The sequence below is a fragment of the Pseudomonas sp. NY15463 genome (assembly GCF_048068415.1).
Classification (GTDB): Bacteria; Pseudomonadota; Gammaproteobacteria; order Pseudomonadales; family Pseudomonadaceae; genus Aquipseudomonas; species Aquipseudomonas mosselii_C.
The window spans coordinates 553213-562188 of sequence record NZ_JBLUQD010000001.1 but is presented as its reverse complement, the minus strand read 5'-3'; the positions used below and the strand labels follow the sequence as shown (position 1 = coordinate 562188).

The window sequence follows — 8976 nt, the reverse complement described above, 5'->3', positions numbered from 1 at the left end:
GTGAAGCAATCAAATCAGGTCTTGTCTTCGGCGTAGATGGAGGCGGAAATAATCGCCCCACCCCATCGACGCTCACCAATGCAGATCGGTACAGGGTTGCCGCTGGCGGTGGTGTTCTTCGCAGAGCCGAAAGCGTAGGAAGGCAGGTTTTCAGGAGCGGCGCTTTGGGAGAGTCCTTTTGCCTGGGGGCTGAGCATCTGGATAACTCCGCCAGCTGCCAGTGCGATGCCCGGGGCCAAGGTAGCCCCGCCAGTGAACGGGGCAGCAATGATCAGTGCGATACCGACCAGCGTTTGGAGCAAGCCTGCTCGCTTGCTTCCCTCAATAACCGGCACGATCCGAACCTCCCGCGTTCCGGCTCGCCCCATAGCGTCCGGGCCGACATTCTTGCGGTTGCGGAAAATGGCAAACCGCATGCCCATGCCATCCAATCGGCGGATCTCTTGTTCAAACCCAGGAAGCGTAGCCTTGAGGGATTTGAACGCCTCCCAGGTCTCACCGCTGTCAATCAGCCTACGATGGATTCTCCCAAACCTCTGAGCCAGCGAGCCGGAAAGCTTGATCGTTGTCATCGGGGCGTAATGCACCGCAGTTACAGCCATGTGATTTCTCCAGGCATAAAAAAGCCGCCCGTAGGCGGCTGATGAATAGTGCTGATTCAAAGGCAAGATTTAACGGCGCCCTCGATCGCGGAACGACCGACACCAGGCATCCATGGCACTCGTTGATAGAACACAACCGAACTCCCCGCTTCAGCCTTGGAGACCTCAAGCAATTCGTCGGTGAGATTCATTGCGGCAATGACAAGACGGTATCCATTCTGTGTTTCAGATATCGTCGCTTCTGACCGAGCATCCTGCCATTGGGGGAACACACACAGCGCGTACTCCCTGGGCGATTTCTTGGTAACGGCTTTGGTTGTTGGCGAATTTGCTTTCAGATCGCTTGGCGAAACACACCCCGCCAATATCGCCAGCCCTACGGCGCAAATCAAAACTCGCATGTGATCTCTCCTTGTTGATGGGAGAGAATCTACCATGCCGCGCGCAAACGAAAATAAACCAACTCCTTCGCGCGACAGCCTGCTCATGCGGGACCGGTCTCCGGACTGCTGTCGTCAGAGCTTGCCCCTCTTGCAGCGAGGTCCTCAGGAGAGAAGCTTAGCCGCCACTTCATGTGGCCTGCCTCAAAAACAGCGAAATCCCGAGCTGCAACAGCCCAAAATTCCGACGCTTCCTTTGTTGTCGCCTCAATATAGAACTCGGAAAATCCTTCATTCGATATATATTCAGCAAGTAGCGCCAAAGCTCTACGAGCAACCCCTAATCGTCGAAAATCCGGAGCGACATAGAAACGATACAGCTCTACAAACTCTTCACATACACGAACGGTACAAAATCCAACGCGACCGGTAGTCTTCAACGTAGGCGTTTCAATATCAGCCCAGATCAATAGGCAACGCTCCTCGATCAAGTCCTGATTATCAACCACCGCGTGGAACGGACTATTCGGATCGTTCTGTAGCAAGCTTGTTCCCACATCGACTGCAACAGTGCGCTCTACTGATTCCAGCTGCACTTCGTGTACCAAAACGCTCATGCACGCACTCCTTTGTGGTGGTTTTCCCAGATGAAGCATCAGATCGCACTCAGGGTAAGCGTGCAACCCCGCAGTGTCACCACCTACAGCACAGAGCCTGCTACCGCAAGCCACTTCCACTACACTGTCCACCCATCCACCCTGGACGGAAAGCCAGTAAGCAGCCTGCTCGCCGCCGTAGTAGCGTTGTGCTTCCCTACACCTCAAGGATGACGCAATGTATCTACAGCAGAACTACAACCTGGCCGTCAAGATCGATGCGATCGTAGAGCTGCTAGGGAAAGGCAACGACACCGAAGAAGCGCGCAGCGGTGCGAGGAAGGGTATTGATGAATTATTGAAGGGGTCTCGCCTGGAAGAATTCGATGTGACCGAGACCCTAATTCCCCGCCCAGTTCACACAGCAGGGAAGACCGTGCAGGGGAATGGAAGTGGCGGCGGCGAATCGTCATCTACAGGGTCTAGTTCGGCAACCCCTGCAACAGAAGAGCTTCCGCCCATCGATTATGTTGGTCTCGGCCAGCTCACAGGCTATATCAAGGACTCTCCGGATGTGGACCTAGCATCCGCACTCGATCAATGGAACGCGATGTACAATTAACCATAAGTCGCCCCTGCCAGCTGCCGGAAAGCCCATGGACTGGGGCATCATGACCTAGGAGGTCTACATGAGCAGTGAACAAAGTATCGAAGTTGCAACGACCCCAACTGAGCTCGGGCTTATCATGGCAATGAATGCCATCGCCTTGGCCCTGAAGGCTTCACCGAATTTTAACGATGAAGCTCTGAAAGTTCTGGCGGAAAAATTCATCCGCGAAGCTCCTTCCGTTGTGCAGGGCACCGTCGCAAAGGAAGCGTATGAGCGCCCTCTCCGCTTCCTGGTAAACGACCAGGCTCAAGCCGTTGACTGGCTCAAACAGAACGGCATTGCTTGATCGACTTCCCGTAGATACGGAGCAAACCATCTGGCGTAAGCTCCCAACCGCTTACGCCAGCCTGCCAATTTACGGATCGAATCGAAGCGCCTGGGCAAAAAGTCTTCTCGTTCTTTTTCTTGGTACTCATAGCTACTCCTGCGGCTGTGCCGCTTCATTTCGCGTCCCGATGACGCAACACAAGACGTGTCCGGTCAAGCCAAGGCCCGCCGAACACGATGATTTCTGATGGTCTGCCGTACAGGTGGTGCAGCATGAATGGGCCGGACCCGAAGATCTCGGTACGCTCCTCTGGCAGTTGAACGTTGCCCCCAAGGTAGATACCGGCATGGTTCGGGTGCGCAGTGCGGCCCACAGACATGACGATCATGTCGCCGCGCTGCGGCTGGCTGACCTGGTGGAAGCCGGCAGCCTCGTAGGCCTGCTCGTACAGGCTCGGCCCCTCCGCCTTTTCCCACCATCCCTCTTCCCGGGCGTAGGCAGGAAACTCCAGCCCCCACTCACGCTTGTACCAATCAGCGCAGACCTGCCAGCAGTCCCAGGCGCCGTGCACGAATGGCCTGGCCAACAGCGGCGTATCGCCGGTTGGCGTGATCGTTCGCAGATCACCTTCCGGCCAGGACAGAATGTGCCACGGCAACCCCGTGGCCTCGCACATGGCCAAGTCCCGGGATGACGGCCGACTTGTAGCATCGGGATGCGAGTGCACGATGCCGATCACCCGGCCCAGATCTTCCGCCTCAGCGTACTGCTCTGGCGCAATCCGGAACTCCTCGGTCGGATCGGTGGCCGTGTTGATGCACGGGAAGTAGGTCTGCTTGCGACCAACCGCAAGTAGCAGCCCGCAGCACTCGCGCGGGTACTCCGCCGCGGCGTGCTTCTGCACCGCGGCGAGGATGTGTTTCAGCATGGTCAGCTCCTGGCGATCAGCGACACGGCCGGGAAGCCGCCAAAGGGAATGGGATTGCCCTGGCCATGGCGCACAACGCACCCAGAGTCGAGGCAACCATTGCACTGGTCTTGCTCTGGGTCGTCGGTCGGGTTGCCGTCGAGGTCGTAGTAGGGTCCGGTGTAGCCGCAGTTCGGGCCTCGGTATCCGGCAGTCATCGCCCAGTGGCACAGCTGGGTCATCTGCCGACCGATCGTCTCCCCGCCAACATCACCGGGGCTGGCCAGTTCCCAAGCCACAGTGTTGCCGTTCTCCGAGATCTTCTGATCGATGTACCAGACTTCGATCTCCTCCTGGGTTGGGTCGGCCTGCGGGTTACCGCCGGGAAAGTTCTGCGCATCCAGGTACTGACCCAGCGTCTGCCGCATGGTCAGCGAGAACTCCAGCAGGTTGTCGAAGGCCAGGCACAACGCCGTGATACGGCCATTGACGTTGCCCACCGTGAGCGTGGGGCGCACGGCGGTGCCATCCGAATTGGCCTCGATGCCGGCAACCTGCACCGGCCACGCGCCATACTCTTCGCCATTCCACCAGATGGACTTCGCAGGCAACTGGTCAGCGTCTGCGCCAGCTGCTGCGAGCTCTTCAGGGGTGTGGGGAATCGCGTGGCCGTGGAACCGAAGAATGTCAGCGCCGAAGTCCGAACCGTCAAGCTCGAACAGCAAGATATCACTGCCAGGCTCGAGCTTTTGCAGCTGAGTGATGAGCGTCATGGGTGATAGGCCCTTTCGAAGGTTGCCGTGAGGGTCACGATGCCGCCCGCCTTGCGCTGCTGCCGAAACGCCTCGCAGCGATACAGGCCGAGAACCCCTTCGGGGTTGACCCAAAGGAATGAGGTGGCCCCACGGTGCCGCCGGATGAACGCCAAGATAGGTAGAATTTCATCAGCCAGGCCGCCGAAAGACAGCCCCCAGCTGTCGGTCTCGGCGTTCAACCCGTCCGTTGAAACTTGAGCGTAGTTGTCGCCGAACTGCGACTTTCTGGTACGCAGAGTGCTGTCACCACTGGCTTCGTCATCTGGAATCCAGGTGAAGGTTTCGATTGCCATCAGGTCCTCCCGCTACTGTTGCGATGGCTTACGCCGCCAGGGCGCCACGAATTCGCGATTGCACGCTCTGCCACGCTCTGCATCTGCTGCTGCATGCTCTGTTGAAGCGCCGCAGTGTCCAGCTCCATGCCTTCGTTGCTGCGGTCCTCGACGGTAACGGCGACCGGTGCGTTGACCTGCACCACCGTAGATCCGCCAGCAGCACCTCCGACCATCTGGACGCCCAGCGATCCATCCGAACCGCGAGCAAGCGGCATGATCGCCTCAGGGCCTGCCTCACCGGCCAGCCCCATTTTTCCGCCAGCCATGCCGAACGCCGTGGGCTGGCTGAGGATGCCGTTGCTGAAAGCGCCGCCCTTAGCAAACATCTGCACGCCATCACTCCAGGCGCCACCTTTGGCCTGTGTCGCAGACCAGGCGTCGATGATTTCGGGGCTGTAGCCTGCTTGTGTCGATCCTGCTGAGGTGGCGCCGCCTCCGAAGTAGCTGCCAAAGGCAGACACGCCCATGCCGATCAGCCCGCTCAGCAGAGAGCTGGCCGCCTGCTGGCTGGCGATGCGAGCCATGTCGGCGATGACGCTGACGGCAAAGCTCTTAAAGTTGGCCTTGCCTGTCATCGCGAACTCGGCAACAGCGTCACGTGCGTTGTTGAAGCCGGCGGTGAGCATGTCGTCGGTGGCTCCGGCAACGTTCGCCGCATCGGCCTGGATGTTCGCCCAGGCACGCTTGGCACCGTTGCGATAGTCCCGCTGCGCAGCGAGACGAGCATCGAAACCGTCGACTTCCATCTGTAGCTCACGCGCCTGGTAGTCGGCCAGGTCGGCGAGCCGCTCCTCGTAGGCCGATTGGCTGAGCCGGCGGCTGACATCCTCCTGCTGCTCTTCCAGTTGGCGGCGCGCCTCGGCGTACTTCTGCCGCACCGCATTCAGGCGGTCAGCCTGTTCGCGCTGGTCATCGCCCATTCCGACGCCGGCCACATCGGCATTGATCGCATCCTGGCGGGTCTGTAGCACCACCTCCATGGCCTTGCGGTAGGCTTCGGCGCTGTTACGCCGCACCTCTGCCAGCTTCCTCTCTTCCTCGGTCCGCTTCTGGATGGTCGCGTCACCATAGGCCGTGTTGAGGTTCTTGATGCCGGTTTCCATCTCCGCGGCGGTGATCTTGCCGGCGGCCTGGGCCTTGCGCAGCCCCTTCACGCCATCCGCCAGATCCTCAAGGCGTTTCTTCTCGGGCAGCGCACGGTCGATGATCGCATCGAGCGCCTTGATCTCATCCTTGAGTGCCTTCGCGCGGTCCTTGCTGCCCTGGGTGGCATCCTTGTTTGCCTTCTTCTGCGACTCGATCGCGTTCGCGAAGGAGATAGCAGCCTGTCGATCAGCCTCGGTGAGGTCGGTGTGCTCACCCAGGTATCGGTTGACGACCTTTATCATGTCGCCGTTGTCTTGCAGGCCGGCGAGCTGCTTCTGCAACGTATCGAGGTAGGTCTGCCCTGCCGAGCTCATACCAGCCTTGGCGGCATTGTTAGCCTGGGTGGACGACGTGTTCTGGTCGGTAACGCCGGTAAGCACGCGCAGCGTGTCAGCGATCAGGCTCGAACGCTGGTCAGCATCGCTGACGGCGCCGGCCTGGGTGATCCACTGCTGGACAGTGCTGGCAGGCAGCTGGAAGCGCGTGCCGATCTCTTGCAGGATCGGGGACAGCCCTTCGCCCGATTGGCGCGCCTCGTTCAGGCGGTCGATCAAGGCCTGGTATTCGGCCAATTGGCGGTTGTACTGGCCGCCAGAGTCCCGCGCCGGGGCCGTCACCACCGCTGAGCGGATCGACTGGGCCAGGTCACCGTAGGCGTTCTTGACCTTGTCGGTCGCGTTGATCTGCTCCTGCTGCCACTTAACCAGCGAGGCCTCACGCTGGTCACGGTTCAGCTTTTCGAATTCCTCCCGCAGCTGGGCGACCGGCTTGTGCAGGTCGTCCATGCTGACGCCTGCTTGGTCGGCATTATTGCTCAGCAGCAGGAAGCTGGCCGCCGCGGTGCCGGCGAGCAGCGCTAAGCCCATCGGGCCGCCCAGGACACCGAGCAGTCCGGCCCCAACCGTGCGAAGCCCAGACTGCGCAGCCGCTACAGCCGCAGTGGCTGCCGCTTCGCGTTGCCTGGCCTGTGCCAGCTGGATCGACATCTGGGTCTGCACCGCTGTACCGCGAGCGGCTTCGGCTTCTCGGGCGGCAAGGATGGTCGCGGTTTCGGCCTTGCGCTGGTCCGCAATCGCCGCTTGCAGCACGGCCTGAGCTTGGGCGATGCGCGCCGCCCGATCGGCCAGGGCCGCCTTCACCGCCAGCCCCGACTTCGCCACGTAGTTGGTCAGCGCCGCGACGCCGGCACCTGCCATTGCAGTGGCAACGAGCTCAACGTTATCGCCTAGGGCTAGCAAGATGTTCGACAGGCCAGCGACGGCGCCGGTCTGCTCTTCTATGCCGCCGAGAAAAGACTGGATGGAGTTGCTGATGTTCACCATCGCGTCCTGCACGCTGGTGGACATGTCGGCGGCGGCCTTACGGTTCGCGTCGACGGTGCCCAGCAGGCCGGTGTTGATGGTATCCAGCGAAAGCTTGCCCTCCACGCCCAGCTTGCGGATCTCCTCGGCGCTCTTGCCGGTGGACGAAGCGATCGCATTGACGATAGTGGGCATCGCCTCTTGGATGGAGACCCAGCCGTCAGCCTCGACCTTGCCAGTCTGTAGCGCCTTCGAGTAAGCGCCCAGGGCGGAGTTGGCCTTGTCAGCGGAGGCGGCGTTGGTCACCAGCAGGAAGCTGAAGCTGTCGGTGATATCGAGCGTCTGCTGGGTGTTGAAGCCCAGGCTGCGCATCACATCCGCAGTACGGATGTACAGCTCTTGCGCCTCGGCCAGCGGCCGGTAGGTTTCCTGGGCAGTGCGCAGCAGGTGCTCCTGCACCACCTGATACTCGCCCGCGCTGCCGGCGGCGGCCTTCATCCGGTCCGACATTTGCCCGTAGGCGTCAACCTGACTGATGATGCTGCCGACGAGCCCGGCACCGGCCACTGCCGCGAAGGCGCCACGCATGAGCACACCAGCCTGCTGGGCTGCGCCACCGGCCCTGTCGAAGGCAGAGTCGACCTGTGCCAGGTTGCGGTCGATCGATTGGGTGGTGGTGGCCACCACCTGATCAGCGTTGGCCAGCTCGCGTCGCAGCTGCGCCGTAGTGGCCTCGATCTGGACCAGCATCCCCTGGACTTGTTGGTCGGCCATGCAAATCTCCAAGCACAAAAAAACCGCCCGCAGGCGGCGCAATGTCTACTGTTTGGGCCGCCCTCGCAGAAAGCCCTTCAACTTGTCCGCCACGCTCTCACGCCTTTGGGGCGCGGCAGCGGTCGCGGCCGGGCCCTGCCCTTGTCCGCGCCCTGTCCAGTCGAGCCTGGCGTCGAGCGCGATCATGATTTGCGGGATGGGTGTATGCCACGCAGCGTCGGGCGGCCAGCCAAGCCAGCCGGTGGCCACGCCGAACAGGTAGTCGACGTAGCTGCCGTTCTTCACTGCGCTGTGCTGACCGCCTCGTCCTTTCCCCGGGCAGCCACGCTCGGCGGCACCGGGTTGAGCAGGACGGTGATGAACCCGGTCAGCTGGCCAGAGACCTTGGCCACGCCGGTGTGAAAGACCTCTCCGGCAATGACCGGGTGCTGCTCCGGCGCCAAGCCGGCGCCCGCGATTACGATGTCGGCGCAGGCGGCGATGCTCATCAATCGCATGGACTCGAGCGCAGCGCGCAGACCGCCGAAGCGGGCTTCAATGCGGAGCGCAGCATCCAGCGTCGGCTTGAGGGTGTAGCTGCGGGCACCGATCACCAGCGTGACGGTGCCATGCAAGACTTCGCTCATTGGGGTTCTCGCAGAAAAGGACGGGGCTCAACCCCGTCGATCAGGGGGTAGCAGGGCCGGCCGGAGTTTCGATGATGTCGGTGTTGATCGCCAGGGTGATGTTGCGGCGCACCACGTTGTCGGCCGAGCCGGCAGCCACGGTGTTGTTCATCACCTTCACACCAAAGTAGAAGGTGGTGGGCAGGATCGCGGGAGTCGCAGTAGGATCGCCATCGTTCAGCGTCACCTTCACGTTGTAGTTACCCTTGGTGCGGTCCTTGTGCGCCGCAGACACGGACTGCTGGCCAGCGTCACCGCTGTCGAAGCCAACGGTCATGGTCATGTTGCCGGCATCGGCGGTGCCCTTGTACTTGCGCACGCGGCCATCGCTCAGCGCCGTGAAGTTCACGCTGCTGAAGGTGTCGCCAAACTCGCCCAGGTCTTCGATCTCGCCAACCTGGATGTAGGTGTCGGCCGCGTACTCGGCGGCGGTGGTTGCAGGGGTCTTGGTGCCGAGAGCGAGGCGGCAGCCGGCGGCTGTGTTGAGGTTGTCATCGGCCATGGGGGTTCCTCCAAA

The 8976-nt window shown here is 61.3% G+C and carries 12 protein-coding genes; 2 read left to right on the top strand and 10 right to left on the bottom strand.

The genetic code is table 11. The features are described 5' to 3' along the window. Positions 1-14: 14 nt before the first annotated feature. The 3 genes from ACNFIC_RS02860 to ACNFIC_RS02850 all read right to left on the bottom strand — a co-directional run bounded on the left by ACNFIC_RS02860 (position 15) and on the right by ACNFIC_RS02850 (position 1599). A complete protein-coding gene (locus ACNFIC_RS02860; RefSeq protein ID WP_416779781.1) occupies positions 15-602 on the bottom strand; it encodes a tail assembly protein in 588 nt (195 codons plus the stop codon). Positions 603-658: 56 nt separating this feature from the next. Further along, positions 659-1003, bottom strand: a complete 345-nt coding sequence (locus ACNFIC_RS02855; RefSeq protein ID WP_416779779.1) for a hypothetical protein — start codon at positions 1001-1003, stop codon at positions 659-661. Between the two features lie 83 nt (positions 1004-1086). Further along, on the bottom strand, positions 1087-1599 hold the full coding sequence (locus ACNFIC_RS02850; RefSeq protein ID WP_416779777.1) for a GNAT family N-acetyltransferase: 513 nt from the start codon (positions 1597-1599) through the stop codon (positions 1087-1089). A gap of 217 nt (positions 1600-1816) precedes the next feature. Here ACNFIC_RS02850 and ACNFIC_RS02845 point away from each other — a divergent pair, with 217 nt between their 5' ends. Both ACNFIC_RS02845 and ACNFIC_RS02840 read left to right on the top strand, forming a co-directional pair. After that, positions 1817-2200, top strand: coding sequence for a hypothetical protein (locus ACNFIC_RS02845; RefSeq protein ID WP_416779775.1), 384 nt, complete (start codon positions 1817-1819; stop codon positions 2198-2200). A gap of 67 nt (positions 2201-2267) precedes the next feature. After that, positions 2268-2534, top strand: a complete 267-nt coding sequence (locus tag ACNFIC_RS02840; RefSeq protein ID WP_416779773.1) for a hypothetical protein — start codon at positions 2268-2270, stop codon at positions 2532-2534. A gap of 154 nt (positions 2535-2688) precedes the next feature. Here ACNFIC_RS02840 and ACNFIC_RS02835 read toward each other — a convergent pair whose 3' ends face one another. From ACNFIC_RS02835 to ACNFIC_RS02805, 7 genes are read right to left on the bottom strand one after another with little or no spacing between them, the layout of a single operon-like run. After that, a complete protein-coding gene (locus ACNFIC_RS02835) occupies positions 2689-3444 on the bottom strand; it encodes a C40 family peptidase (protein ID WP_416779771.1) in 756 nt (251 codons plus the stop codon). A gap of 2 nt (positions 3445-3446) precedes the next feature. Continuing rightward, a complete protein-coding gene (locus tag ACNFIC_RS02830) occupies positions 3447-4196 on the bottom strand; it encodes a phage minor tail protein L (RefSeq protein ID WP_416779769.1) in 750 nt (249 codons plus the stop codon). Then, the gene (locus tag ACNFIC_RS02825; RefSeq protein WP_416779767.1) at positions 4193-4531 is read right to left on the bottom strand and encodes a phage tail protein; all 339 of its coding nucleotides are present in this window, start codon (positions 4529-4531) and stop codon (positions 4193-4195) included. The genes ACNFIC_RS02830 and ACNFIC_RS02825 overlap by 4 nt, the downstream gene beginning before the upstream one ends. Continuing rightward, on the bottom strand, positions 4531-7794 hold the full coding sequence (locus ACNFIC_RS02820; RefSeq protein ID WP_416779766.1) for a phage tail tape measure protein: 3264 nt from the start codon (positions 7792-7794) through the stop codon (positions 4531-4533). Before ACNFIC_RS02820 ends, ACNFIC_RS02825 begins: the two co-directional genes overlap by 1 nt. Positions 7795-7839: 45 nt before the next feature. Continuing rightward, on the bottom strand, positions 7840-8079 hold the full coding sequence (locus tag ACNFIC_RS02815; protein WP_416779764.1) for a hypothetical protein: 240 nt from the start codon (positions 8077-8079) through the stop codon (positions 7840-7842). Next, positions 8076-8420, bottom strand: coding sequence for a hypothetical protein (locus tag ACNFIC_RS02810; RefSeq protein ID WP_416779762.1), 345 nt, complete (start codon positions 8418-8420; stop codon positions 8076-8078). The genes ACNFIC_RS02815 and ACNFIC_RS02810 overlap by 4 nt, the downstream gene beginning before the upstream one ends. Before the next feature lie 40 nt (positions 8421-8460). Continuing rightward, positions 8461-8961, bottom strand: a complete 501-nt coding sequence (locus tag ACNFIC_RS02805; protein ID WP_416779760.1) for a hypothetical protein — start codon at positions 8959-8961, stop codon at positions 8461-8463. Positions 8962-8976 lie beyond the last annotated feature (15 nt).

Coding starts and splice junctions, on each gene's coding strand:
- ACNFIC_RS02860 (WP_416779781.1), bottom strand. CDS start 602: ATGGCTGTAACTGCGGTGCATTACGCCCCGATGACAACGATCAAGCTT.
- ACNFIC_RS02855 (WP_416779779.1), bottom strand. CDS start 1,003: ATGCGAGTTTTGATTTGCGCCGTAGGGCTGGCGATATTGGCGGGGTGT.
- ACNFIC_RS02850 (WP_416779777.1), bottom strand. CDS start 1,599: ATGAGCGTTTTGGTACACGAAGTGCAGCTGGAATCAGTAGAGCGCACT.
- ACNFIC_RS02845 (WP_416779775.1), top strand. CDS start 1,817: ATGTATCTACAGCAGAACTACAACCTGGCCGTCAAGATCGATGCGATC.
- ACNFIC_RS02840 (WP_416779773.1), top strand. CDS start 2,268: ATGAGCAGTGAACAAAGTATCGAAGTTGCAACGACCCCAACTGAGCTC.
- ACNFIC_RS02835 (WP_416779771.1), bottom strand. CDS start 3,444: ATGCTGAAACACATCCTCGCCGCGGTGCAGAAGCACGCCGCGGCGGAG.
- ACNFIC_RS02830 (WP_416779769.1), bottom strand. CDS start 4,196: ATGACGCTCATCACTCAGCTGCAAAAGCTCGAGCCTGGCAGTGATATC.
- ACNFIC_RS02825 (WP_416779767.1), bottom strand. CDS start 4,531: ATGGCAATCGAAACCTTCACCTGGATTCCAGATGACGAAGCCAGTGGT.
- ACNFIC_RS02820 (WP_416779766.1), bottom strand. CDS start 7,794: ATGGCCGACCAACAAGTCCAGGGGATGCTGGTCCAGATCGAGGCCACT.
- ACNFIC_RS02810 (WP_416779762.1), bottom strand. CDS start 8,420: ATGAGCGAAGTCTTGCATGGCACCGTCACGCTGGTGATCGGTGCCCGC.
- ACNFIC_RS02805 (WP_416779760.1), bottom strand. CDS start 8,961: ATGGCCGATGACAACCTCAACACAGCCGCCGGCTGCCGCCTCGCTCTC.